The sequence below is a fragment of the Sphingomonas radicis genome (assembly GCF_051400635.1).
Classification (GTDB): Bacteria; Pseudomonadota; Alphaproteobacteria; order Sphingomonadales; family Sphingomonadaceae; genus Sphingomonas.
Map to the genome: position 1 here is coordinate 487,433 of NZ_JBLFFG010000002.1, position 25,768 is coordinate 513,200.

The 25,768-nt window shown below is 65.8% G+C and carries 18 protein-coding genes; 7 read left to right on the top strand and 11 right to left on the bottom strand.

Annotated features, from left to right (window positions below):
- Nucleotides 1-102: 102 nt before the first annotated feature.
- Genes ACMGDH_RS09240 through ACMGDH_RS09260 form a run of 5 tightly spaced genes read right to left on the bottom strand, consistent with a single transcriptional unit; the run spans nt 103 to nt 6,559 of the window.
- Nucleotides 103-1,491 carry an efflux transporter outer membrane subunit gene (locus ACMGDH_RS09240; RefSeq protein ID WP_436827651.1) on the bottom strand — a complete coding sequence of 463 codons (1,389 nt, stop codon included), beginning with the start codon at nt 1,489-1,491 and terminating at the stop codon, nt 103-105.
- Nucleotides 1,488-4,544, bottom strand: coding sequence for an efflux RND transporter permease subunit (locus tag ACMGDH_RS09245; RefSeq protein WP_436827652.1), 3,057 nt, complete (start codon nt 4,542-4,544; stop codon nt 1,488-1,490). Before ACMGDH_RS09245 ends, ACMGDH_RS09240 begins: the two co-directional genes overlap by 4 nt.
- Nucleotides 4,544-5,587 carry an efflux RND transporter periplasmic adaptor subunit gene (locus tag ACMGDH_RS09250; RefSeq protein WP_436827653.1) on the bottom strand — a complete coding sequence of 348 codons (1,044 nt, stop codon included), beginning with the start codon at nt 5,585-5,587 and terminating at the stop codon, nt 4,544-4,546. The genes ACMGDH_RS09245 and ACMGDH_RS09250 overlap by 1 nt, the downstream gene beginning before the upstream one ends.
- Nucleotides 5,584-5,712, bottom strand: a complete 129-nt coding sequence (locus ACMGDH_RS09255; RefSeq protein WP_436827654.1) for a hypothetical protein — start codon at nt 5,710-5,712, stop codon at nt 5,584-5,586. The genes ACMGDH_RS09250 and ACMGDH_RS09255 overlap by 4 nt, the downstream gene beginning before the upstream one ends.
- 16 nt (nt 5,713-5,728) lie before the next feature.
- Nucleotides 5,729-6,559 carry a MipA/OmpV family protein gene (locus ACMGDH_RS09260; RefSeq protein WP_436827655.1) on the bottom strand — a complete coding sequence of 277 codons (831 nt, stop codon included), beginning with the start codon at nt 6,557-6,559 and terminating at the stop codon, nt 5,729-5,731.
- A gap of 131 nt (nt 6,560-6,690) precedes the next feature.
- On the opposite strand from ACMGDH_RS09260, the gene ACMGDH_RS09265 reads away from it, so the two are divergent.
- Together ACMGDH_RS09265 and ACMGDH_RS09270 are read left to right on the top strand one after the other, a co-directional pair.
- Nucleotides 6,691-7,524 (top strand): LytTR family DNA-binding domain-containing protein, encoded by an 834-nt coding sequence (locus tag ACMGDH_RS09265; RefSeq protein WP_436827656.1) that lies wholly within the window; start codon nt 6,691-6,693, stop codon nt 7,522-7,524.
- Nucleotides 7,521-8,123, top strand: a complete 603-nt coding sequence (locus tag ACMGDH_RS09270) for a TetR/AcrR family transcriptional regulator (RefSeq protein WP_436827657.1) — start codon at nt 7,521-7,523, stop codon at nt 8,121-8,123. The genes ACMGDH_RS09265 and ACMGDH_RS09270 overlap by 4 nt, the downstream gene beginning before the upstream one ends.
- A gap of 339 nt (nt 8,124-8,462) precedes the next feature.
- Here the strand turns inward: ACMGDH_RS09270 and ACMGDH_RS09275 are convergent, their stop codons facing one another.
- The gene (locus tag ACMGDH_RS09275; protein ID WP_436827658.1) at nt 8,463-9,635 is read right to left on the bottom strand and encodes a hypothetical protein; all 1,173 of its coding nucleotides are present in this window, start codon (nt 9,633-9,635) and stop codon (nt 8,463-8,465) included.
- Between the two features lie 95 nt (nt 9,636-9,730).
- On the opposite strand from ACMGDH_RS09275, the gene ACMGDH_RS09280 reads away from it, so the two are divergent.
- Nucleotides 9,731-10,324, top strand: coding sequence for an aspartyl/asparaginyl beta-hydroxylase domain-containing protein (locus ACMGDH_RS09280; RefSeq protein WP_436827659.1), 594 nt, complete (start codon nt 9,731-9,733; stop codon nt 10,322-10,324).
- Here ACMGDH_RS09280 and ACMGDH_RS09285 read toward each other — a convergent pair.
- The gene (locus tag ACMGDH_RS09285; RefSeq protein ID WP_436827660.1) at nt 10,321-10,848 is read right to left on the bottom strand and encodes a GNAT family N-acetyltransferase; all 528 of its coding nucleotides are present in this window, start codon (nt 10,846-10,848) and stop codon (nt 10,321-10,323) included. The genes ACMGDH_RS09280 and ACMGDH_RS09285 overlap by 4 nt on opposite strands.
- Nucleotides 10,849-10,956: 108 nt before the next feature.
- Between ACMGDH_RS09285 and ACMGDH_RS09290 the strand changes: the two genes are divergently transcribed.
- The gene (locus ACMGDH_RS09290) at nt 10,957-11,250 is read left to right on the top strand and encodes a DUF6916 family protein (RefSeq protein WP_436827661.1); all 294 of its coding nucleotides are present in this window, start codon (nt 10,957-10,959) and stop codon (nt 11,248-11,250) included.
- Nucleotides 11,251-11,311: 61 nt separating this feature from the next.
- On the opposite strand, the gene ACMGDH_RS09295 is transcribed toward ACMGDH_RS09290, so the two are convergent.
- Nucleotides 11,312-11,944, bottom strand: coding sequence for a phage tail protein (locus ACMGDH_RS09295; RefSeq protein ID WP_436827662.1), 633 nt, complete (start codon nt 11,942-11,944; stop codon nt 11,312-11,314).
- 418 nt (nt 11,945-12,362) lie between these two features.
- Between ACMGDH_RS09295 and ACMGDH_RS09300 the strand changes: the two genes are divergently transcribed.
- Nucleotides 12,363-19,802 (top strand): Ig-like domain-containing protein, encoded by a 7,440-nt coding sequence (locus ACMGDH_RS09300; RefSeq protein ID WP_436827663.1) that lies wholly within the window; start codon nt 12,363-12,365, stop codon nt 19,800-19,802.
- A gap of 274 nt (nt 19,803-20,076) precedes the next feature.
- Here ACMGDH_RS09300 and ACMGDH_RS09305 read toward each other — a convergent pair whose 3' ends face one another.
- The 3 genes from ACMGDH_RS09305 to ACMGDH_RS09315 all read right to left on the bottom strand — a co-directional run bounded on the left by ACMGDH_RS09305 (nt 20,077) and on the right by ACMGDH_RS09315 (nt 24,646).
- Nucleotides 20,077-21,024: a Vgb family protein gene (locus tag ACMGDH_RS09305; RefSeq protein WP_436827664.1), complete on the bottom strand. Its 948-nt coding sequence runs from the start codon at nt 21,022-21,024 to the stop codon at nt 20,077-20,079.
- An 82-nt stretch (nt 21,025-21,106) separates the two neighbouring features.
- Nucleotides 21,107-21,973, bottom strand: coding sequence for a sterol desaturase family protein (locus tag ACMGDH_RS09310; protein ID WP_436827665.1), 867 nt, complete (start codon nt 21,971-21,973; stop codon nt 21,107-21,109).
- A gap of 240 nt (nt 21,974-22,213) precedes the next feature.
- The gene (locus ACMGDH_RS09315) at nt 22,214-24,646 is read right to left on the bottom strand and encodes a TonB-dependent receptor (protein ID WP_436827666.1); all 2,433 of its coding nucleotides are present in this window, start codon (nt 24,644-24,646) and stop codon (nt 22,214-22,216) included.
- Between the two features lie 216 nt (nt 24,647-24,862).
- Between ACMGDH_RS09315 and ACMGDH_RS09320 the strand changes: the two genes are divergently transcribed.
- A complete protein-coding gene (locus ACMGDH_RS09320) occupies nt 24,863-25,261 on the top strand; it encodes a hypothetical protein (protein ID WP_436827667.1) in 399 nt (132 codons plus the stop codon).
- A 113-nt stretch (nt 25,262-25,374) separates the two neighbouring features.
- Entirely contained in the window at nt 25,375-25,704 is a 330-nt protein-coding gene (locus ACMGDH_RS09325) for a UrcA family protein (RefSeq protein ID WP_436827668.1), read from the top strand.
- The last annotated feature ends 64 nt before the right edge of the window (nt 25,705-25,768 follow it).

Sequence of the window (25,768 nt, forward strand, 5' to 3'; positions counted from 1 at the left end):
TAAATATGCTTGCAGCCCGGTCGCGCGGTGTCCTGCTGGGTTCACACACCCCTAATCAGGATCGTCTGGGTCTCGTTCATGTCATCACTTCCCATTCAGGAATTACCCTCCCAATGCCCGCCGGCATGCGATCAGGTTGCGGGCTGTCTGCGCCTCGGCTTCGGCCAGGCTCGCGCGTGCGGCGAGCAGATCCCGGTCGGCCTGGAGCACTTCGATCAGGCTGACCTCACCGATGCGCCAGGCCTGCTCGGCGAGCGCGCGGGCTTCACGTGCGGCGGCAACCTGGCGGATAAGTGAGGTCTGGCGCTCCCGCTGCCGGGCGAAGGCTGCAAAGCTCGTCTCGACGTCCTCAGCCGCGCGCAGCACCGCCTGCCGATACGCAGCCAGCGCCTCGCGCTCCGCACCGCGCGCGGCGGCTACCTCGGCATCGATCCGTGCAAAGTCGAACAGGCGCCAGCGGAGCCCGGCCGCGCCCTGGACGACATTGGCTCCGCCCGAGAACAAGGCGTTTCCCGAATTGGCTTGGAAGCCGAAGAGCCCGGACAACGAAAAGCGGGGATAATATTCGGCGAGGGCGGATCCGATCCGTGCATGCGCGGCGGCGAGCCGCCGCTCCGCTGCGATCAGATCGGGGCGCCGGCGGACAAGATCGGAGGGAGTCCCGGCACCATCCAGCGCCGCCACCGGGATGACGCCGGGCAGGTCGAGCGCGAGCCGGTCGGCTTGAGGTGCGCGGCCGAGCAGCACGGCGACGCGGTTCAGCTGCGCTTCGATCCCTGCATCGAGCGGGGGAATCACTGCGCGCGCGGCCTCCGCCGCGCCTTCGGCCTGCACCACTTCGCGCCGCGATGCCTCGCCGACACGCGCGCGATCGCGCACCAGCCCTGCGAGCCGCCCCGCCGCATGCGCCTGTTCGCGCGCGATGCCGTGCTGGACCTGAAACGCACGAAGCTGGACATAGGCATCGGCCACTTCGCCCGCGATCGTCAGCCGCATCGCCGCGCCGCTCGCCTGCGCGGCCTCCATTTCGTAGACGGCGGCCTCGCGTCCGCGTCGCAGTCCGCCCGCCAGGTCGAGCTCCCACGTCGCACTGGCAGCGAGATCATATTGGCTGATGGCGCGATCGAAGCCAGGAGCGACGCCGGCGAGCCGGCCAATGCCGCTCTCGGTCGACTGGCGGACCCGCGCGGCGCTCGCTTCAACCGTGCCGGAGGGAAGCAGCGACGCTCCCGAAGCGCGGAGCGCTGCCCGCGCCTGATCGACTCGCGCCAGCACCTGCTCGATGTCGAGATTCTGCGCGAGCGCGGTCGCGATCAGCCGTTCTAGCAACGGGTCGTTAAAACTCTCCCACCACGCCTTCTCCGTCGAGGAAGAGGCGAACGGAGGGCCACGCCATGCCGGCGCGATCTCCACCAAGGGCGGACGATAATCGGTACCTGCCGTGCAGGCGCCGAGAGACAGGAGCAAGGCGGATACGAAATGGCGTTTCATGCAGGCTTCTCCTCCCTGCGGCCAGCGAGCAGCAGGTACATGACCGGCGTGGCGATCCGGGACAGGAGAGTGGAGGAGACGAGCCCCCCGATGATGGCGATCGCAAGCGGGGAATAGAGTCCCGACCCTTCGATCGCGAGCGGCAGCAGGCCGCCGATCGCCGTCACCGAAGTGAGCAGCACCGGCAGGAAGCGCACCTCACCGGCGCGTTCGATCGCTTCGCGCATGCCCAAACCCTCCACGCGGAGCTGTTCGGTGAAATCGACGAGCAGAATCGAATTCTTGATCTCGATTCCGATCAGCGCGACCAGCCCGATCGTAGCGGTGAACGACAGCGAATAGCCGGTGAGCCAAAGCGCCGTCACCGCCCCGAACAGCCCGAGCGGGATGATGCCGGCGACCACCGCTACGGTGCGGAACCGCCCGAACTCGAGCACGAGCACGGCGAGGATGCCCAGGATCGCGATCACGATCGCTGCACCGAGCCCGGCGAAGCTTTCGGACTGTTCCTCCGCCTCGCCGCCGAGCGAAAGCCGGTAACCGGGCGGGAGGGTCAAGGCGCGCTCGGCTCGCTGGCGCGCGTCCTCGGTGACCCGCGACGTGAGAAAGCCCGGCTGGACATAGGCGGTCACTGTGACCATCCGATCGCGGTTGAGCCGATCGATCCGTGGCGGTCCGCCCGCCGTGGCCGGAGCTGCGATCGCCGCGAGCGGTACCGCCGCGCCGTCCCGGCCCGGCGCATAGATCCGCTCGAGCACCGCCAGCTCGTTGCGTGCTTCCATCGGCAGGCGCACGGTAACGGGATAATCGTCGCCATCGCCGTCGCGGAACCGCGCAACCTGCTCGCCGCTCAGCGCCAGCCGCGCAATCCGTCGTGCATCGCCTGCCGGCACGCCCAGCGCCGCCGCCTTGGTCTCGTCGATACCGAGCGTCAGGTCGGTACGATCGAGCCGCAGCGGGTTTCCGACGTCGCGCAGCCCAGGTGTCGCCTGCAGCGCGCTTTCCGCCGATCGGGCCAGCCTTTTGAGGGTGGAGAGATCCGGACCGCTGATCCGGATCGCCACGGGTGCATCGGTCTGCGCGCCCTGCTCGAACACGTGCACGCTGATCCGCGCGCCCGGATAGGCTGCGAGTTCGCGGCGCAACTGCGCGATCCGCCCGCCGCTTTCACCTGGATGCCACTCGGGAAAGGCAGCCGCCACTTCGCCGAAGTTGGGCGCGGGCTCCTGCTGGGCGGTATTGTAGTAGAGCTGCGGATTGCCGCGCCCGCTGTTGGCCGCGTACCAGGCCAGGCCGGGCTCGCGCGCGAGCCGCTTCTCGACATGCGCCACCGCGCGGTCCGTTGCGGCAAGCGAACTGCCTTCGGGGGTCTCGACGCGGATCAGGAACTGCGGCGTCTCGGCCGGCGGGAACAGGCTGGTGCCGATCGCACCGAGCATCGGCACGCTGAGCAGGCAAAGGGCCAGGATCGCGACGAGCGTCCGCCGCGGCCGCTCCAGCCCGTAATGGAGCATGGGACGGTAGAGGCGGTGGATCGCCCGGTTGATCGCCCGGAGCAGGCGATTGCCCTCCGGATCGTGCGATGGCGAGAGGAGCCGGCTGGCGACGAAGGGGACGATGGTCATCGAGACGATGAAGGACGCCGCCACGGTCGCGAGCACGGCGACCGGCAGCGAGCGGATGAAGGTGCCGGGTCCGCCGGGCAGCATCATCAGCGGCAGGAATGCCAGCAGCAGGCAGCCGGTGCAGCCGATGACCGCCAGCGCAATCTGCCCCGTCCCGCGCTCGGCCGCCTCGCTCCGCGTCTCGCCTTCGCGAAGCCGGCGGGCGATATTCTCGGTCACCACGATCGAATCGTCGACGAGCAGTCCCAGCGACAGGACGAAGCCTGCGATCGACAGCTGATTGAGGCTGAACCCAAAGGCGTGGATCAGCGCCAGCCCCATGAGCAGCGACAAGGGAATCGACACCATCACCACGCCCGCGGCGCGCCAGCCGAGCGGCAACAGCGTGATCGCGACGATGATGAGCGCAAGCACGAAGTCGCGCGTGAGCCCGCCCAGGCGATGGCTGACATTGTCGGCCTGGAAAAAGGCGCGCTCGAGCTTCACTCCGCCGGGGAGAGTCTTCTCGAAGGCGTCGAGCGTGCGGCGAAGGTCGCGCGTGATCGCGGTGACGTCCGCCCCCTGCTTCTGGTTCGCAGACAGCAGCACCGCGCGCTTGCCGCCGAAGCGCGTGATGTGCTGCGCTTCGACCGTTTCCCACGTCACGCGAGCGACGTCGCGGACATGAACTACCCGGCCATCGCGACTGGCGACCGGCACCGATTCGACTGCTGCGATGCTGCCGAATGCGCCGCCCTGCCGCACCGTCAACCGCCGCTCCCCGGCATGCACCACACCGATCGGCGCTTCGGCCCCGGCCCGGGTCAGCGCGTCGGCTACGGTGCTGGCGGGCAGGCGCAGCTGCGCCAGCCGCCCGAGATCGAGCGCGACGCCCATCTCGGAGGGCGGCACGCCCCAATAGTTGGCGTCACGCACCCCGGGCACGCGCTGGATCGCCTCGCGCAATCGGTCCGCGACTTTTTCGAGGCGGCGCATCGGCAGCTGCTCGCTCACCAGCGCGACTTGCATGATCGACACTTCGATCGTGCGCGCACGCTGCACGTCCATCCGCGTGACGCCGGCGGGAAGGCGCGAGCGGAGCGCCGTCACCTCGCGCACCACCTCGTCATATTTGCGGTCCGAGTTGACGCCCCAGATGAACTCGACGCGGACCTGCGACGTGCCGTCGCCGCTGGTCGAGCGCACTTCCTGGACATCGTCGAGGCCGTCGAGCGCATCCTCGATCGGCCTTGAGACGAGTTGCTCCATCTCCAGCGGCGTCGCGCCCGGCATCACGGTGCGAACGGTCATGAAGGCTGCGGGAAATTGCGGATCCTCGGTGCGGGGGATCGCGCGGAAGGCATTGAGCCCAAGCAGCACGAACAGCGCAAAGAGCACCAGCGTGAACTGCCAGCGCCGGACAAAGAAAGCCGCGGGATTGAAACGCATCAGCGCGCACCTCCCGTCACGCGGACGCGCTGGCCGTCGGCCGCGAAGCCGGCGCCCGTCGTCACGACCTGCGCGTCAAGGGGCACGCCCGCGACCAGCGCTTCCTCGCCCGCAAAGCCCATGAAACGTACCTCGCGGCGACGGACGCGCTGCGCCTTGGGCTCGTAGAGGAAGATCGCGGCGCGCGGTCCCCTCGCTTCAAGAACCGCCTCGGCCGGTAAGGCGACTGCGCTGGCGGCGCCCGCGCCGGTGGCGATCGTGACCGTGCCAGTCATTCCGCTGACCAGGCCGGCGGTTGTGGACAAGCGCACCTCGACTTCGGCGGTGCCGGTCTGCGGGTCGATGCGCGCGCCGGTGCGGGCCACGGTCCCGGCCACCGGCTCGGCCCGCCCGGCGATCGTCAAACGGGCAGGCGCACCGATCCGCACGCGGCCGATCTGCGCTTCGGGCACGGGCACGCGAACCAACAAAGGGCTTGTCCTGTCCGCAACCCGCAACACGGCTTGCCCGGCCGCGACGGTTTCGCCCGCCTGCGCGATCCGCTCGAGCACCACTCCGGAGGCCGGCGCGACAAGCCGCGCGGAGCTGCGATCGAACGCCGCCGCGCGCAGCGCCGCGCGGTGCTGTTCGAGCGCGGTGCGCTCATCCTCGTAGCTGGCCCGGGCGACGGCGCCGGTTTCGTTCAGCGCCGCATAGCGCGCGAGCGCGCGTTCGGAGCGGCGAACGTCCCCCTCGGCATGGGCCACGCGCGCCGCCAGATCGCGCGCGTCCAGCTCGGCGAGTGTCTCGCCGCGCGCGATGCTGTCGCCGATGTCGGTGCCGAGCCTGGCGATCGTCCCCGGCACGCGAAAGGCGAGCACCATCTCGCGCTGATGGGCGATCCGGCCCACCGCCGCGATGGCGCCCTCAGTGGCGCCGGGCCGGGCCGCCACCACTTCGACGGGGAGTGGCTCGGGCTCGGTGATCTCCTGCGTCGCTGCGCCGCACCCCGCGAGCAGGGCAGCGAGTGGCGCGGCGAAGGCGCATGACTTCAGCAACGTCATCTTTGGGTCTGTTCCTCTGGGCTGGATTGCCGTGCCGAGCACAGGCAGGTGCCGTACCAGCCGATTGCGCAGGCGATCAGCGCCAGCCCGGCGAGGGCGAGCATCAGACGTTTGCCGCGCGACATCGGCCCATCCCCGGTTTCAGAAACGATAGGTCAGCGCGATTCCGCCCGCGGCCTGGTGACGCGAGCCTTCGTCGCGAACGATCGGGCTGTCGGCGGCGTCGCCGACGAGATAGGTCCAGCCGATCCTGCCGATCAGCCCCCATCGTCGATCGAATTGATAGCCGAGCGTCGCGCCTGCACCTACGTCGCGGAACGACGCTTCGGGACGATAGGCAGCAAGACCGGAGCGCGCGGACTCGCCGGGGGTGACGCCGAAATAGGTGCGCGTGTAGGCCGCATCACCCCAGGTCGCCTGGGTGTCGAGCGACAGCGAGAATTGCGGGCCGCGCAAGGCGACATACCCTGCCGTGGCGGAGACGAGCACGCCATCATGCACGCCCGCCACGTCGGCCATGGCGGTGAGGTCGAGCAGGACCTGTCCCTGGCCGCGTGCATCGCCGCCGAGCCGGAGCCCGACGAATCCGCCGAGCTCGACGGCGGTGTCGATTCGGTCGAGCAGCCCGACGCGACCGTCCACGTCGTCGTCGCGTCCCAGCCGGACACCGGCGAGCGGCCCCAGTGCCAATATCTCGTCCGGGATCAGGTCCGCGCGGAGCCGTGCTCCCTGAAAATCCACCGAGACGCCGCCCCGCCGGATCGTGCCGATCGCGAAGGGAAGCAGGCGATAGTCGCTAGACCCCTCGTAACGCGGGAGCAGGCCAGGTCCCAAGCCGACGAAGCCAGTCAACTCCGATTCGCTTGTCCGGCCGGGCGCTTCCTCCTCCGCTGCGATTTGCGCGATGGCGTTGTGGGGGATAGCCGCCGAGGCGAACAGCACCAGGATCGGCATCGAGATTCTACGCAGCATGATCAGCTCCCGCTCTTGGAAAGGGCGGTGCCGGTTAGCCGCGGCAGGTTTTCGGTTGCGAACCGAACTACGCGGTTGCGTCGATTGGTTCGTGAATTTACACCGTAAGCGCGACAGCCGGAGCATTGCCGATGCGTGATTTCGCCGTTTCGCCACTTCCCGCCTGGGTCGAACGGCTATGGGCCGAAGTGGGACTCGCCGTAGTGCTGGGCCTGGTGCTGGCGACGCTCGGCCCGTTCAGGACCTTCGAGAGCGATCCGCTGCAGCGCATGGGCTTCTGGATCGGACTGTCGGCGGTCTGGTTCGTGCTGGTGTTGGTGGTCGATTCGCTGCTCGATTGCAGCCCTCTGGCAGACCGGATCGGGCGCGGGCAGCGGCTGGTCTTCAAGGTCGCGCTCGCCGCGCTGCCGATGCTGTTCTTCGTCGCGGCCGCCGTGCAGACGCTGTTCGCGTTCGTTCCCGCGATCGAAAAGTTCGCTCATCTTTATCTGAAGACGCTCCTGATCGGCGGGGGCCTGACGCTGATCTCCACGGCGCTGCTCAGCGGACCGCGCCGCTCGATTCCGGCTCCGCTGCCTGGGGCAGACCTCGTATCTTCGCCGCCGGTGGCAGTTGCCGGACCGGCGCTTCCCATTCGTGCCGCGGCCGAACCGCATGCCCTGCTCGAGCGACTTCCCAGGCATCTGCACGGGCCGATCCTCTGCCTCCAGACCGAGGACCATTATGTGCGCGTGCATACCCCGCACGGATCGGCGCTAGTGCTGATGCGGATGCGGGACGCCATAGCGATGATGGGTGACGATGCAGGCATGCGCGTCCATCGCTGCTGGTGGATCGCGCGCGCGGCGGTCCAGTCCTGGGGGCGCAGCGGCCGGACGCTGCGGGTCGAGCTCGCCAACGGCCTCGTCGTGCCTGTCTCGCAACCCTATGCGCAGGCCACGCGCGAGGCGCTGGCGGGTAGATGACCACAGCGGCGCACCCGGGCTGGGCGGGACCCGACGACGCCCGGCGCAAGCTGCGCGAGGCGGCCTTGCGGCAGGTCCGCGAAAGCGGCGCGCGCAACCTCAGCATGCGGGGGCTCGCCGCGACGCTCGGCATCAGCGCAATGACCGCCTATCGCTATTATCCCGACAAGCTCGCGCTGTTCAAAGACTTGAAGACCGAGATTTCCGCCGACTTCGCGCAGGCGCTTCAGGCCGCATTCGCCGAGGCGGATGCAGATCCGGCCCGCCGGCTGATCGCCATGGCCGTGGCCTATCTGGAGTTCGCCATCGCCAACGAGCATGCGTATCGCCTGATGTTCGACGAATGGTTGGGCGAGCGGGAGACTGACCGGGAGGGACCACCACCGGACGCGCCAAGCTGGAAGCTGCTGCTGACGTTGCTGGCGCAATTGCTGCCGAATGCGGATGCGCCTCAACTGGCGGATAAGGCCCATCTCCTGTGGGCTACGGTACATGGGATGGCGATGCTGCATCTCGCCGGGCGAGTACCTCTGGGTTCACCGATCGGCGGTGCAGTACAGCCACAATTGCAGGCGCTACTGATGGCACTTCGGAACTGATACTGATGAGGGACGACTAACCCCGGTGAGCGCGAAGTGGTGTTCGTCGATCCACGCGACGGCGAAGCCTCTCGATCATGCTGATCGACAAAAAATACCGGATTGCCGCGAACCTCAATTACAACGAAACGGGTTCCCACGCGTATAATAATATGGAGAGCAACGCGGCCAACTATGGTCGGCTCTACACTGCGAATGCCCCTCCGTGCCTTCTCGCCGGTGAACGGTACGTTCCGTCGCTCGACGACTGGACGGCATCGTTCAACAGCTTTGGCTCCCCGTCTGCTGCCCATGCGGCGCTTACTACCAGTGGCGCTTCGCGATTCCGGCTCGATGAAATCACCTGTCGGCACGCGAGCTTCCTCCGACGCACTGAATCCCCGCCAGTTGCTCGTGCAGTCTGGCCAGAGATCCATGCACAGCCACCCGGATGGCGTCGCTCGCCTCTTCCCGCTTCTCCACCGCATCGGGCGAGAAAGGCAGATCTCTCGCCTTGGCGTTCCGATCGGAGACGCTCGCCATCGCCGAGCGCTGCATTTCAGACAGATCGATTCCGAAATGCGGCGCAATTCGCGCAGCAACCGCGTCCGGACACTCGGCGTAGTCAACTGCCAGCCCCTCGCCCGCTTGCAATGCAAAGAATGCAGCCTGGTGGAACTGCGTCAATATCCGCGCGCACAGCTGCTCTGGCTCGGCCGGCGACACCCCGTCCAGCGCGTACAGACCCGCTGGCATCACCTCCGGGACTGTCTGATAACCTCGCATCCGCATATGGGAGACGAGCACCTCGACCGGCTCGCGGAATAGATAGACCCAAGGTACATTCGGAAAGGCAGCGCGGAACAGCGGCAGCGCGAGAATGTGCCAGCTGTCCAGCTTGATCACCGCCCTCAGCTCGCCACCGCGTCGCCGCGTCAACGCCGCCACAATGGCGCGCATCGCTGCAATGGCCCGTTCACGCGGGATCTCGGCACGGATCGCCAGCCGCACCACGGCGTCCAACGGCCCAGGTTCGGAGAGCGAGACGGTTCCGGGCAACGCCGCGAACATCTGCGACACCAGTGTCGAACCGCAGCGTGACATGTGAAAGACGAACCCCGCCAATCGGGCTGCCTCGTGCGGACGCGTGCAGGCTATCAGGTCGTCCAGTCGCGTGGCGTGACGGAATAACCTGTTGAACGGGCGTGCGACTGCCCGCGCGACTGCGTCATGATAGAAGCTATCATCGAGCAGGCGATCACCGAAGTATGCCCAATCGACAATGGGGCCCTGCTCGCTCTCATGGATTTGAGCCGGCAGCCAGCCGGGAGGCGCCCATTCGCGGTGCAGTGCAAAGGCTGGTGAAGGTCGACGCACGCCTGGCCGAAGCTGATCCGGCGGGATTTCCCACCCTGCAGCCGCTACCTCCACCGCAGTGGCGAAATCCTCAGGCAAGATGCCGCAATCGAGCCGCCGTTGCAGCGCCGGATCAGCCATCACCCGCGCATGAAATGCTTCGAACTGGTCGGTCACGGCATCTGCCCTTCGCTCCATAGGATGGCAGTTTGGCGGCGCCCTTTGCAACCCGGCCATCGGTGGATACGCTGTAACAGCAAGGGGGAGAGGTGATGCGGATAGCGACCGGCGAGAACCATGGCGACCGTATCCGCCTGCCGTTCGCCTTTGATCCCGTCCGGCTCGCGGCCGATCTAGAGGCGCTCGCCGACACCGAATGGACTCCGCACTTCGTCACGTGCAATTATCAAGGCGAGTGGAGCGCTATGCCGCTCCGGGCGCCCGCGGGCGCCGAGCATCCGATCCTGATGATCACCGCGCATCCCGGCGTCACGGATTTCGTGGACGCGCCCCCGCTCGCTCGCGCACCCTATCTGCAGCAGGTGATCGCGGCTTTCGATTGCCCGTTGCGATCGGCCCGGCTGATGCGGCTGACGCCCGGTTCCGTGATCCTCGAGCACAGCGATCCAGGGATGGCCGCGGAGGAAGGCAGCGTCCGGCTCCACCTTCCCATCGTCACCAACGCACAGGTCGAGTTCAACGTGAACCGCCGCCCTGTGCCGATGGCGCCCGGAGAGGTCTGGTATCTCCGCCTCTCCGACCCGCACAGCGTTGCGAACCGCGGCCCGACCGATCGCGTCCATCTGGTGATCGATGCGGAGGTGAACGACTGGCTCGCCGATCAACTGGCTGCGGGAACCAGTTAATCGCGAAGCGCGCGGCGCATCCGCTTGTGCGTCGGCCAGTCACTGGGCATCTCGACATAGCGGAGCCGACGGTACAGTGCTCCGGCGCGCCCATTGGCGATGGTGACGTGGAGATCGACTGCCTCTGCACCAGCCGCAGTGGCTGCCGCATGCAGCCATTGGATCAGCGAAGTTCCGATGCCGATGCCCTGCAAGGCGGGAAGCAGCGCGATTTCGAGGAGCCGCCATGCGGATGCCGAGCGATCGAGGTAGAGCCGGCCTATCGGCTCCGGCCCGAGCGGCGGGGCGCTGCGTTCGATGATCAGCCGTTCCGCCTTCGCCTCGCGATCGAAGTGCAGCGACTGTAGCCGGAACTGCTCGTCTAGAAAGTGTGCCCTGTCCACCTCGCTCCACGAAGTGAGCAGAAGGTCCTCGGCGCGCTGGGTACCGTAAAGGCGACGCAGGAACGCGTGATCGCTCGACTCTTCGCTTCGCAGCCCGATTCCCTGTCCGGTCAGAGTTTCGGGAAGCGCAGGGAACGACACAGCTCCGCGTTTGCTCCCCCGCACGTGCACCGCCCGCTTCACATCGCCCCTCCGCACTGGCAATCTGGCGCTACCACAATGAATCGCAAGGTCGGGGGGTCATGTCGCATGCAGTTGCTCAAACCGGAAGATTTTGATCCCTGGGTTGGCCGCAAGATTCGTATCAACACGCTTCCCGAACCGGTCGAAATCACGCTCGAGCGAATCCAGCGCCGGCCGAAGCTGGTCCGGGAGCTTGATTTCCGCGAGCCCTTTTCGCTGTTCTTCGAAGCCCCGGCGCATGTCTATCTGATGGATACGACGTACGAATTCGATTGCGGTAAGGGCGGGCCGCACCAGATCTACATTACCCAACTTCAGCCTTCAGCCAACGCGCGGCACTATCAGGCGGTGTTCGCCTGAACATCGTGCGTGGTGCGGGATCCGGTCACGCCCATAGCACGGCCGGATTTGCGCATCCCAATCAGTTTCGCGACGGGAAAATCCCATCCAGCGCGATGACGGTCGTAATGCCGAGATAGGGTTGCATGATCGAAAAAGGAGTGCTGCCGCCGCTCGACGCTACGGTGACATTGCCTGTCGGGGTAAACTCTCCGCCCGACACCGCGATGCCCCCGAGGTTGACCGGCGTCCCGGTCGTGCCCGCAGGAACGAAGATCTTGACCGGTTGCGGGCCGATATTGGCAGGCTGCGAGAGCATCGCCCCTTCGGTCGGCACGTTGGTCTGGGTGGTGGCACCGGTCATCACCGACAGCGTGGCGGTCGCGGTGGGCGTGGCCGCATTGCCCGCGAAAGCTGCCGCATGCGTGTGCATGGGCATGTTGGCCGTGGTGAGCGTCATATTCTCGGTGCCCGCCATCTGGCCTATATCGTAAGTCCCGCCGCCGGGACGCTGGCCTGTGCCGACGAACGCCCGGCCACGCGCATCAGGGATGCCGAAGGTCGTCTGTCCGTTGCCGCCAAAGGTAGTGCCCAGAAGCGAGAACAGTGCGCTCTGCTGCGCTATACTCAGGAGCTGACCCTGGCATGTCGTCCAGCCGCGCGGCGCGAAGCTGAAGCCGACTTGCATAATCTCACCGAGAAAAGGTTCAGCCATCTTGGTCACTCCCCCATGACGAAAAGGGCATGTTGTAGCAAATGCCGAAGCCACGCCCCCACCAGCGGCATTGTTAGAATGGTGCAATTTTCTACTTTTTTGCAAGGAAACTATTTTCTTCGATTCTAACCATTTCCGAAGAATCTCCAAAATCCGAGACGTGCCGGCGGCACATCCTACCAGACCATAATGTCTCCAGATCGTATCCGATTACCGTATTCGTCGGCCGATCTTAGTTAACTTCGTAGGTACTTATATTGACTTGATCCGAAATGAATTTTCGCCGATTTTCAAGTCGGGGCGAGTCGTTCTGCGCCCTCTGTCTGCGTAAAGGGTAATCAATTCAGGGTGCCGTCCTGCGGTGCCCGCGTTCGCTCGCGCGAATGATCGTAATCGCGTCGATTTTGGGGGTATCGACATGGTTTGGGGGCTTGAGACCGCACTGCGGCATCGCAGCGAGTGGCGCGGCGTGGCAGGGCTCGATGCCATCAAAGACGGGCGGGGCGATCCGGCACCCACTCCGCTAACGCCCGACACGAGCCGACCGCTTCCCCGATCGTTGTCCAGACTCGCGCTGGCGGCACTCGCCGGCTGCCTGCTATTCGCTCCCGGCATTGCGCATGCTCAGCTCTCGCAGGCGTGCCAGAACGTCAACAGCAACACGGGCTTCGACTTTGTTTCTCCTAATCCGCCGGCACAACTCAGCAAGACCTACACCTACATCGACGGGAACACCCTTGGTGAACAATCCTATGTGGGTGGATCTTTCAATGACGGCGAGCGGGTAAGCTACAGCTACTCCTCATCGGGCGGCGCAGCCGTCTATCTCGGTGGCTTGGGCGTGGCCGCGGTACATACCAATCCAGGTTCGGGCTCGGGTTCCGGTGTGTTCACCATCCCCGCCGAGTTCTCCGCGGGCGGAGACTTCCTCTATCTCGGCGTCGTCCCGGCCGGCCCCTCCGGCGGAACGTCGACGTCGGGGGCCACTGCGACTTTCACTGTGTCCTGCGTGGGCCCAGCAGCCACGCTGGCGGTGTCCATGACGCACAGCGGCAACGGCGCACAGGGCCAGACCCTCGCCTATACTGTGACGCCGAGCACCACTGTGGGACCGACCACTACGGCCACCGTTACCGCCGCCTTCACGCTGCCGACCGGCATGACCTATGCCAGTGCCTCCGGCACAGGCTGGAGCTGCAGCGGCTCGGGCCAGTCGGGATCGTGCACGCGCACCATAGCGTTCGGCACCGGCAACGGTCCCCCGATCACGCTTAACGTCCAGTTCACGAGCACGGCCGGAACGCCGCTCGTACCGAGCGTGCAGTTGTCGGGCGGCGGCGCGAGCAACACCGCGAGCGCCAGCGATTCAACGATCGTCCAGCAGGCGCCCACGGTAACGGGGCTCTCCCCTACCGTGGGGACTACCGCCGGCGGCACGTCCGTCACGATCACGGGCACGAATTTCACTGGTGTCAGCGCCGTGACGTTCGGCGCTACGGCGGCAAGCTTCACGGCCAATAGCGCGACGCAGATCACCGCGACCTCACCGCCCCAGGCGGCAGGCACGGTCAACGTCCGCGTCACCACCCCGGCCGGCACAAGCGCTACCGCGGCCGCCAACCAGTTCACCTTCGACACGCCGCCCCTCGCGCCCGTCGTCACCGCACCCGCAAACGGCGCGACCATAGGATCAACCACGCCGACCTATGCGGGCACCGCCCCCGCCGGCGTGACGATCACGGTCTATGTCGACGGCTCGGCGATCGGCACCACGACGTCCGACGCTGGGGGCAATTGGACACGGATTCAACCGACCCCGCTCGGCGCCGGACCGCATACCGTTCGCGCCACCGCGACCAGCGCCGCCGGACTTGTGAGCCCCGATTCGAACACCAACAGCTTCACCATCACGCTGCCCCCGGTCGCGAACCCCTTCACCGCCTCCGCGGCCTCGTACAACAGCGGCAGCGCCACGGCGACGACGTTCAGCGCTGCGTCGCACGCGACCAACAGCCCCACAAGCTATGCGGTGAGCTCATCGACCACGGCGAACGGCGGAACGGTCTCGATCGATAGCGCCGGCCTGATCAGCTACACTCCACCGGTAAGCTTCCGCGGCAACGACAGCTTCACCTACACCGCCACCAACGCTGGCGGCACCTCGTCTCCGGCCACGGTAACGGTCCCGGTCAGCAATCCGGTGCTGTCGATCAGCCTCGCCGGCAGCGGCGTGCGCGGCACACCGCTCGCGGACGTCCAGATCGTCGTTAGCGGCGGGACCCCCACCTATAGTTGCAGCAGCCCCGCGGGCCTTCCGGCGGGTGTTGCGCTCGCTTCGGACTGCACGTTGAGCGGCACGCCCGCGGCAAGCGGCAGTTTCAGCTTCACTACCAGCGTCACCGACAGCTCGACGGGTGCCGGGCCTTTCACCCAGGCGAGCGGCACGCTCGTTCTCAATATCGCCGGACCTGCGCTGTCGATCGCGCCCGCGCCAAGCGCGCTGCCAGGGGGCTCGGCCGGGGCTGCCTATTCGCAGACGCTGAGCGCCAGCGGCGGCAGCAGCCCCTACACCTATGCCGTAACCGGCGGAACGCTGCCGGCAGGCATCACGCTTTCAACCGGCGGCACGCTTTCAGGCACCGCGACGGCGGTGGGGAATTTCGCGTTCACCGTCACCGCCACGGACAGCTCCAGCGCAGGCAGCGGCGGGCCCTATACCGTCGCGGCCGGCTACACACTGACAGTCGGCGCACCGACGATCGCGCTTTCGCCGGCGACGCTCGCAGATCCGGAAATCGGCGTTTCCTATTCAGCGAGCGTTTCGGCGAGCGGCGGTACCGGCAGCTACGTCTATGGCGTGGTGGGTTCGCTACCGCCGGGACTGTCGCTCGACAGCACGAGCGGCGCCATCACCGGGGCACCCACCAGCGGCGGCAGCTTCACCTTCACGATCCGTGCCGAAGACAGCACCACCGGCCCCGGCGCGCCGTACAGCGGCAGCAGGAGCTATACCGTGAGCGTCGGCGCGCCCACCATCGTGCTGAGCCCCGCAACACTCGCCAACGCCACAGTGGGCCAGAGCTATAGTGCGACGATCACCGCCAATGGTGGCACGCCCGGCTACACCTATTCCTCCTCGTCGCTTCCCCCTGGTCTTACGCTCGCAACCAACGGCACGCTATCGGGCGTACCGACCGCCGGGGGCACCTTCACCTTCGACGTGACGGCGACCGACAGCTCGGGCGGCAGCGGGCCCTTCACCGGTCCGCGCAGCTATACGCTGATCATCGGCGCACCCACGGTCATGCTGAGCCCGGCGAGCCTCACTAACCCGACCGCGGGCGTTGCCTACAGCGCGACGCTGACCGCCAGCGGCGGCACCGCAGGCTACAGCTTTGCGGTGACGTCGGGCGCGCTACCCGCCGGCCTTTCGGTCTCGGGCAATGCGATCACCGGCACGCCGACGGCCGGCGGCACCTTCAACTTCACGATCACGGCGACCGACAGTTCCACCGGCACCGGCGCTCCCTACACGGGCAGCCGTGCCTACACGCTGACGGTCAGCGCCGCGACGATCCAGATCACGCCGGCCACGCTGCCGAACGGTTCGGCCGGCGCCATGTACAGCCAGACGCTGACGGCGTCCGGAGGCAACGGCACCTATAACTACGCCGTCACGGCGGGCGCATTGCCGCCAGGCTGGAATCTTTCGTCGGGAGGCGTGCTCTCAGGCACAGCCACCGCCACCGGTTCGTTCAATTTCACTATCACGGCTACGGATCAGTCGACCGGTGCAGGCGCCCCATATAGCGGCAGCCGTGCCTATTCGGTGATCGTGGGCTCGCCGAACTTCACGCTCACGACACCGACACTCTCGGCTACCTCCGGCCAGGCCTATTCGGGCAACTTCGTCGCCGGCGGCGGCACTGCACCTTACACCTATTCGGTCGTAAATCCTGCGCTGTTGCCACCGGGGCTTACCATGGCCACGGACGGCACGCTTTCCGGCACCCCGACCACAGCAGGCACGTTCGGCTTCACCGTTATTGCGCGCGACAGCACGACCGGACCGGGCTCACCCTTTGCCGTGGCAAGCTTCTACACCTTTGTCGTCGGCGCGCCCACTGCGCCGGTGGCGGGCAATGTCAGCGCTACCGTGGCCTACAACTCCAATGCCAACCCGATCACGCTTGCCTTTTCAGGCGCCGCGGCAACCAGTGTGGCAGTGGCTTCACCGCCATCGCACGGCAGCACCAACGCGACCGGCACCGACATCGTCTACACTCCCGCTTCGGGCTATTTCGGCGCCGACAGTTTCACCTATACTGCCACCAATGCGGGCGGCACCTCGGCCCCGGCCACGGTCCGCATCACCGTCTCGCCCCCCGCTGCGCCAACCGTCTCGAATGTCAGCGGCGTCGCAGTTCCCTATGAGAGCGGCGGTACCGCGATCGATCTCTCGGGCTCGATCACCAGCGTTCATGCCAGCATCGCCGTCGCCACCGCCCCCGCGCACGGCACGGTGAGCGTCGCTGGCGATGTTGTGACCTATACGCCAGCAGCCGGTTATTTCGGCGCCGACAGCTTCACCTACACCGCCACCGGTCCGGGCGGCACCTCGGCGCCCGCTACGGTGACTCTCACCGTGGCAACGCCGTCCGCGCCGGTCGTCGCGAACCTCAGCGGCGTCGCAGTCCCCTACGCAAGCAGCGGCACCGCGATCGACCTCTCGGGCTCGATCACCGGCGTTCATGCCAGCATCGCCGTCGCCACCACCCCCGCGCACGGCACGGTGAGCGTCGCTGGCGATGTTGTGACCTATACGCCAGTCGCTGGCTATTTCGGCGCCGACAGCTTCACCTACACCGCCACCGGCCCGGGCGGCACCTCGGCGCCCGCTACGGTGACTCTCAGCGTGGCCACGCCCTCCGCGCCGGTCGTCGCGAACCTCAGCGGCGTCGCAGTCCCCTATGCGAGCAGCGGCACCGCGATCGACCTCTCGGGCTCGATCACCGGCGTTCATGCCAGCATGGCCGTCGCTACCGCCCCCGCGCACGGCACGGTGAGCGTCGCCGGCAATGTGGTGACCTATACGCCAGCAGCCGGTTATTTCGGCGCCGACAGCTTTACCTATACCGCCACCGGCCCGGGCGGCACCTCGGCGCCCGCGACCGTGAGCCTCAGCGTCGCCACCCCCGCCGCACCGACTGCCGCGAACCTGAGCGGCGTCGCCATACCCTATGGGAGCGGCGGAACCGCGATCGACCTCTCGAGTTCGATCAGCGGCGTGCACACCGGCATCGCCGTCGCCACGGCCCCCGCGCACGGCACGGTGAGCATCGGCGGCGACGTGATCACCTACACGCCGGCAGCCAGCTACTTCGGCGCCGACAGCTTCACCTACACTGCCACCGGCCCAGGCGGCACCTCGGCGGCGGCCACGGTCACGCTCACGGTCGGCCTGCCGCCGGCTCCCACCGCTGCGAACCACAGCGGAACGACCGTGCTTTACGCCAGTACGGGCACGGCGATCGACCTATCCGGATCGGTGGCGGGCGTGCACACCGGGATCGCGGTCGCTGCTCCCCCGGCGCACGGCACGGCGACGGCGCAGGGCTATACCGTCACCTATGTTCCGGCGGCGGGCTATTTCGGCGCCGACAGCTTCACTTTCACCGTGACCGGCCCCGGTGGTACCTCGGCAGCCGCGACGGTGTCGCTCACTGTCAGCGTGCCGCCCGCGCCGGTGGCGGCGAACCTCGGCGATGTTGCCGTCGCCCACAACAGCGGCGGCACGACCATCGATCTGACGAGCGCTATCAGCGGCGTTTACACCAGTGTGGCAGTCGGGACGGCGCCGGCGCACGGCACGACCAGCGTCGCCGGCTCGGTGGTCACTTACACGCCGGCTACCGACTATTATGGCGCCGACAGCTTCACCTACACTGCGGCCGGTCCCGGCGGCACCTCGGCGGCAGCCACGGTCACGCTTGCGGTTGCGCTACCGCCGCCGCCAGTCGCGCGTTCGACGGATGTCTCGACTCCTGGATCGACCACGGTTGCCAACAGCCGCCTCGAGATCGACCTTTCCGCGCTGGTCGACGGCAACGCCACCAGCGTCCAGATCGAGACCCAGCCGGCGCACGGCATGGTCGAACTTCTTACTGGCGGAAACGCGCAGACCGCGCTTACGGCCGCACCTGCTCAGGCGCTGGGCGTCGTGACTGCGGTGTATACGCCGCAGCCCGGCTTCCACGGGCAGGACAGCTTCCGCTTCGTCGCGGTGGGTCCGGGCGGCACGTCCCCGCCAGCGGCGGTGAACATCACCGTGGTCGGCGTGGGTCCTGTCGCGCTGGACAAGACTGCCGCGGCAGGCGACGGCGAAACGGTGAGCGTCGATCTGACCGAGGGTGCCACGGGCGGCCCGTTCACCGGCGCCACGGTGGTCTCGGTCTCCCCGGCAAGCTCCGCGACGACGGAAGTCGTGGCGAGCGGCGCCGGCGCAATGCGCAGCTACGCACTCCGGATCACCCCGGCCGCACGCTTCGACGGCGCGATTGTCATCCGCTACACGCTCAGCAACGAGTTCGGTGTCTCGGCTCCGGCGACGATCACTGTCAATGTCGAGGCGCGGCCGGATCCGACCGCGGATCCGACTGTCCGCGCCGTAAGCGACGCCCAGGCAGAGAGCACGCGCCGCTTCGCCCAGTCGCAGATCGAGAACTTCATGCAGCGTACCGAATCGCTCCACAACGGCGGCGGTAGCAGCGATCCGAACATGGGCGTGCGGCTCCAGGCGCTCGATGCAAGCAGGACCTTCGTCGAGCCCGATCGCTACGGCGAGCAGGCGACGCTGGCGCTCAACAACCGCATTCGCGGCATGGGCGGCGACGGTCGCGCCGTGGACGGGATCGCGGCGATGCGCGGCATGGCGATGCCGGAAAGCGCGCGCACCTCGGCCGCGACCGGTCCCGCCGCACGGGCCAAATCCTCCGACGATGCACCGGGCGACGGCGAACGGCGCGTGGGTTCCTTCGCACTTTGGGCGGGCGGCGCGATCGAGATCGGCACGCAGGACCGCACGACCGGCCGCTCGAAGATCAGCGCCACCAGCAGCGGCCTGAGCGGTGGCGCGGACATCAAGCTCACCGAGAATCTGGTGCTCGGCATCGGCGGCGGCTGGGGAATCGATCGCAGCGACATCGACGGCGACGTGGCCCATGTCCGGTCCGAGAACAGCATCGTGGCCGCCTATGGCAGCTTCGCGCCCGTCCGCGGCTTGTTCGTCGACGGCGTGATCGCCACCGGCGATCTCGATTTCAGCACCCAGCGCATCGTGGCGGAGACGGGCATGATCGCGCGCGGCGTTCGCGACGGTTCGATGACTTTCGCCGCGCTGTCGCTGGGCATCGATCGCGGCGATGGCGATCTGCGCTGGTCGGCCTATGGCCGCGGCGAGTGGCTTACCGCCCAGCTCGGCACCTATGCGGAAACCGGGGCCGGGCGCATGAACCTCCGGTTCGACGAGCGCGACGTCAAGTCGCTGAGCGGTGTGCTCGGAGCCCGGTTCGACTTCACGCGCAAGACCGAGTTCGCCTCGGTGACGCCGCGCGTGCGGGCCGAGTGGCGGCACGAGTTCGAGGATACCGGCATCCAGTTCCTCGACTATGCCGACATTCCGGGACCGTCCCAGTACAGCATCGGCACCAATGGCTGGCAGCGCGACCAGTTCGAGCTTTCGCTGGGCAGCATGCTCAAACTGCCGAGCGCCTGGGTGTTCGACCTCGAGATGGCGTTGCGCGGCGCAAGCGGTGAGCGTTCGGGAACGCTGCGGGCGAAAGTGTCCAAGGAGTTCTGACGCTGCCGTTCTAGGTGCGTGCCATTCTCTCCGCTCGCGCGACTTAAGGAGAACAAACGCGATCCTTATCCCAGCAGGTTACCGAAATGCGGTCATCTACGTGGGATCGGATTGTGCTGTGGCAGACTGGAATTTCCGAAGGGGGTGGTGTCACCTGAGCGCCGGGCAAGAAACGTGCGACGTCCGCGATTTCAAAAGAATGCCAGAGCGCGAGGGAGCAGCCGTCGGTGAGGGAAATTGATCCCATCCGACATGTGAGCTGATCCCAGGCGCGTCAGTTCCCGATGCGGTCAGGCTCCTTCCACCACGACAGCGTGTAAACGTCATGCGATGTCGTCCACACGCCCTCCTGCGTATATCGCAGGGCTCCGCTGCCGGTCCCCTTTCCGACCCGCGCGCGAATGGCAAGCGTTTGAGGATCGACCACGACGAACGTCTGGCCGGCAGTAGTGCGCAGCCAGATCTTGCCGCCGCCCGCGTCGATATCCCCATATTTCAACGTCTCGTCGACCTTCACGCGGCCGGTGACGTCTCCAGTCTCGGGGTTGATCCGGGCCAATGTCCCGTCTCCCTGCTCCTGAACCCAGACCGCGCCCTCGCCGGCGACGAGGAAGCCCGGCTCCCGGCCCAACGCCGTTCGCCTGACGATTGCGTTGGTCTGCGGGTCGATCTTCTGGAGGCTCTGATGGCTGGAACTGACGGCCCACAGCGATCCGAGACCGAATGTCAGATAATAGGTGCCGGGATCGACCTGAATCGAGTTTGTCACACTGTTGCTGGCCGGGTCGACGCGGGCGATGATCCCCTTTTCGTCGCTCGCCACCCAGACCGATCCGGCTCCGGCCACGACATTAAGTTCGCCTTTGGGATTGGCGATACCGGTGGTGATCACGGCCGTTTTCCGCGCCGTCTTGAGATCGATCCGGTTGAGGGTCCGCTCCTTGCAGTCGGCGACCCACAAGGAGCCGAAGGCAACGGCCATTGCGCCGCAGGGGTGCGTCATCGCGACTTCCGCGAGCTTGCGCCTGTTAGACCAGCGCTCGACCCGTCCTCTGTTTGTAGTCCAGACCGATGATCCGTCGACGGCGAGGAAATCGGCGAATCCTGGAACGTTAAGTACGCGCTCCTCCTGGGCGGAGGCGGCGGAGGCAAATACCAGCGCAAGGCCTCCTGCCATCGTCATGACAATCCGGTTCCTGTTCAAACATCCGCGCATGATCATCAGGGAAACGCCTCCAGTAGAAATCAAAAAGAGCGGGCGGCAACGCGCCGAATCCATCCGCGTGAGCCCGGTTGGCCGCAGTCTAGGCGTAGCCTCGTCTCGCCCTGATCCTCGCGATCATCGGCTGGAACGGGAAGAGCATTTGCTCGCGGATCGACAGGCGCCGGCGTTCGTCCTGACCCACCAGCTCGGCCTCTCCGTCGCGATAGGTGCCGAAGACGCGATCGAGCAGGATCAGCGAGTTCGCGTAATTGCAGCGCGTCTCCTCATAGCCCACCGAATGGTGGAGGCTGTGGTTCCGGATGGTCGTGAAGAAGAACGCATACCACCGAGGCGGATCGCACCGCGTATTCGCGTGGGCGAACGTCGATACCACCGAGAGGACGTGGAAGCCGCAGAAAATGGCAGCCAGCGGCAGATCGAACAGCGCGACTACGCTGAGGCTGATCAGGAAGAGTTCGATCGGATTGCCGACTGCCCCCTTCATCGCATTCAACTGGGTGATGTGATGGTGCGGCGCGTGCGTCAGCCAGAAAGGCATATAGTTGTGCATCAGCCGGTGCATCCAATACTGACCGAATTCGACCAGGAAGACGACCAGCGCGACCTGCACGACGAAGGGCAGATGCATGGCCCATTCCGTAGTGATGCCCAGTGCGTGCTTCGCTGCGATTAACGGCTCTTCCGCCAGTCTGGCGGTGATCCACGCGATCGCGGTCATGCTCAACACCATGTAGAAAAGGTCGGTGAAGAATTCCTTCTTCGTCAAGCGCCAGCTGGCATGCCGCTCGTTGAGCCATTCGAGCGCCAGAACGACCAGCGTCGTGAGCGATATGCCTATGGTGAGCGTCCAGGCGTTCTCGATCCACGCTTTGGGAACGAATGCCCAGAAGAACAGGATCGCCACGACCATCGCGGGCTGTACGCAGTTGACCAGGATCTTCTTCATACCACTTGCTCCGGTCACGTCAGCGATAGGAGGGCTCTCGGCATCGCGGATAGCGTGAGCCGACTGCCTGCAAGGCGTTTACGATCAGCCATACGTGCCCCCGTGTGACCCCTTTAGGATGGCGTCCCGGGAGGCACAGGTGGCCGAATAAACTAGTCTCTCGCGTCCCGGCGATGTCGCCGGCCCATGCTTCGATCACAAGCAAATTGCTGTCGACGGGCATGGGCCGGCCCCCGTTACTTAGTAGTGAAAGCGGAAGTCGATGCCCACGCGCCGCGGCGTCAGCACGCCGCGTGCGTAATAGCGCTCGACCACATCGGTGCGGACCTGATTGTAGGACGAGATATCGTTGCTGATCGCAGTCACTGCATATTTGTCGAAGATATTGTCTGCGAACAGCCCTATCTCGAAACGCTCGCCGATGTAGTTCAGCGATGCGCCGTGCGTGACGTAGCTCGGGATTTTCTCGCCATTGCCGCGAAGCCCCACGCGCGAATAGATGTCGCCGCGATATATGGTAGCCCAGGTCGCCTCGATCTTGCGTCCGTCGCCCAGCGGATAGCTGTAGATGAGCTGGCCGCTGGCCGAATTCTTCGCCGATCCGGGCAGCCTGTCACCCGCCGAGGCGTCATAGCGAACGCCCTGGCTGACCACCAGTCCCACCACATCCTCGGTCAAGTGCGCGTCGACATAGGAATAGGTGCCGAGCAGGCTGAGGTTCGGCGTGATCTTGAGCGCGCCTTGGAAATCGAAACCCCTAGAGACGGCATTGGCGCCGTTCACCGTGATGCCGATTGCGCCGTTCACTGTCTGGCTCGGCACCTGCACGCCGTTCCATCTGATATGATAGCCGTTGAGCGTCAGCTGGAGCCGCTTGTCGAACAGGCTGGCGCGCACGCCCAGCTCGATGTTGCGCGTCTTGTCCGGCCCATAGACCAGCTCATTGGGCAGCGCGCAGAGATTCTGGCCTGGCGCCAGCACCGGGGGACAAGGCACCACCCGGTTGACCCCGCCGATGCGATAGCCCGTCGAATAAGTGAAATAGGTCAGCAGATCGTCGCTGAACTTGTAGGAGGTGTTCGCCTTCCAGACCACGCCGTCCTTGCTCGTCGATCCGGTCCGGATCCGGTTCGGAAGGATCGTCGTCGACGGATAGGGGCCGATGCCGCTCCCCAAAAGCGGCAGCGCGGATCCACCGGCGACATCCGCGTCATATTTGAAATAGCGAATGCCGCCCGTCACTTGCCACTCTTTAGTCAAGTGCAGCGTGCCCTCGCCATAAACCGCCTTCTCGACGTTCTTGCTGTCGACGGTGGCGATATATTCGAGGTTGTCCGGACGATCTACGCCCCAATATACAGACGATTCGGAAAAACCGGGCGTATATTCGCGCCGATCGGAAGTAAACTCCAGGCGGTTGTAGAACCCGCCGATGACCCAGTTGAATGGACCGCCATGGGTAGAGACGAGACGCACCTCCTGATTGAGCTGCTTATACTCCCGCTTGTTGTTAGCGTAGGAAGAAAACTCGGGAAATGCTTCGTAACCATAGTTAAGATCGAGAAGCAGATCGGTATTGTCGTCCGTGTTGTCGATGGTCTGCTTCGTATAGGCCGTGGTGCTGACAAGCTGCGCTATGTTGAAGAGATTGACGTAGATCTCGGCCGAGAAGAGATCCGACTTGCGATCGAACGGCTCGAGATAGCGCCAAGGTCCTTCATATTTCCCGGTGCCGAGCACGCCGGCGCCATTGGCCTGGCGACCACCGCTCTTGGTGGTCTGGTGGGCGTAGGTAAGATACGCCCTGATATTGGGATTATATTCGAGCAGCAGCTGGTTCCGCGTGGTGAACGTATGCTCATAGTTCACGTCTTCGGCGCGCTTGAAATTGGCAAGATAGTCGATCGGGCCGCCAAGGGAGCCGGTCGATCCCCCCGACGCGCGGACCGGCTGAGGATCGGAGACGCCCGGCTGCTTCAGCAGGTAATTATAATCGATGAAGCCAGCGTTGCTGTAATAGCCCGTCGCGGTCCGGAACGCGATATGATCCTTCCAGATCGGCACATTGACGGCGATATCGCCGATGCCGCCGAAATCATCCGAATGCGATTGTGCGTAACCGCGGCCATGCACGTCGACAGAGAAGCGGTCCGTATCGGGCCGGTTGGGGATGTAGCGCACCGCGCCTGCGAGCGTGCCGAGGCCATAGAGCGTGCCCTGCGGCCCTTGCAGCACTTCCACGCGGCTGATGTCGATCAGCTTGAAGTCCAGATAGAGCGGAACCTCGCCGAGATAGACGCCGACCGCATCATTGGCATTGGAGCCATTGACGCTGGTGTCGCCGGACGAAATGCCGCGCAGGATAATCTCGCCCGTCGATGCCGGTCCAGTATCGGCTATCGTGACACCCGGCGTGAAGTTGCCGAGCGCGCGGATGTCGTCGAGCCGCAGATTTTCAATCGTATCGCCCGATACCGCGCTGATGTTGATCGGGGCATCCTGGAGCGTGGTCCGTCGGCGGCTGCCCGTCACCACGATCTCGTTCGAAGTGGCGGCGGAGTCGGAAGATGCTTCCTGCTCCGGAACGGACGCCTCCTGCGCCAGCGCCGGGGCGGCGGCGACGCTCACGAGCGCAGTCGCGCAAAGCAAGCTCGTGCGAGAAAGTCGTCCCATCTTCTACCCCCTTGGCTTTTTTTGTGATCCCGAGCGTCTCCTCTCGACATCCTTCCCAAGCGTCAGCTTCCTCGGAGCCTTCGCGTATTACAAATACGCTAAACGATAATAACAACCCTGTGACATGGGGCGTTTGACGTAAGCCGATCCGCAAGGAGTGCACCCTACGTCAAACTGCCCATTCCGCAGTGCAGCAGGGGTTCGTATCCGCGTGAGATGCTTGCTCCCGCTCAGGTTCGGCCCGCATCAAGGATCGCCTGCCTCGTCCTGGCTCTCGCGATAGCTGCGACTCCCGAGACCGCGATCGCCGCGCCAAAGGCACGTCTGGTCCATTGCGGAGATGCTACCTGTCTCCGCATCTCCGGCCGTCGCGCCCATGCCGCAGTGACAATCCGGATCGCGGGCCGCCCCCTCATGGTCGAGGGCAATCGCTCCTGGCGCGCGACGGTGCCGTTGGCGACGGCACGCGGCTGGGCGGGTGCCCATAGCGACGCGCTGACTGTGACCCTGGCCGACACGCGCACGGGGGGCGAAAGCACCGAAGTCGTCGCGCTGCCGCCCGGCGCACTCGGCAAGCGGATCGAACTCTCCAGCCTGATAGTAAGTGCATACTGATCTTCTATTTAGTAATATTCGTCATTATACTTGCAACTACTGCCGGCCAGCATTAATTGGTCATCACCTGATCGCCGGAGAGCGTCGGGGCAGGACAGACGCAGGAGATGATGATGAAGATCGGCATAGTGGCGCTCGCCGCGCTGATGGTGGCAGCGCCTGCCTTCGCGGCACCCGGCGACAATCCTTTTTCGGCAGACAGCGCAGTGCTCGACTTGCGGGGGCTCGATCTCACCAGCGTCGAGGGCCAGCAGCGTCTCGCGATCCGGATGGATCAGGCGGCAAATGCGGTTTGCGGCGTGGGAATGAGTTCCATCCATCTCGCACTCGGCGCCCAGGCGCGTGCCTGTCACGCGGACGTAATCGCCGACATTCGCCTGCGCATCGCGGCTGCGACGGCCTCCGCCAAGGACACGAAGGCAAACCAGCTGGCAATGCGCTGAGGCCATTCCCGTCAGGTCAGGGCCGGTGCCTGATTGCAGGTGCCGGCCTGACGACCGATGAACG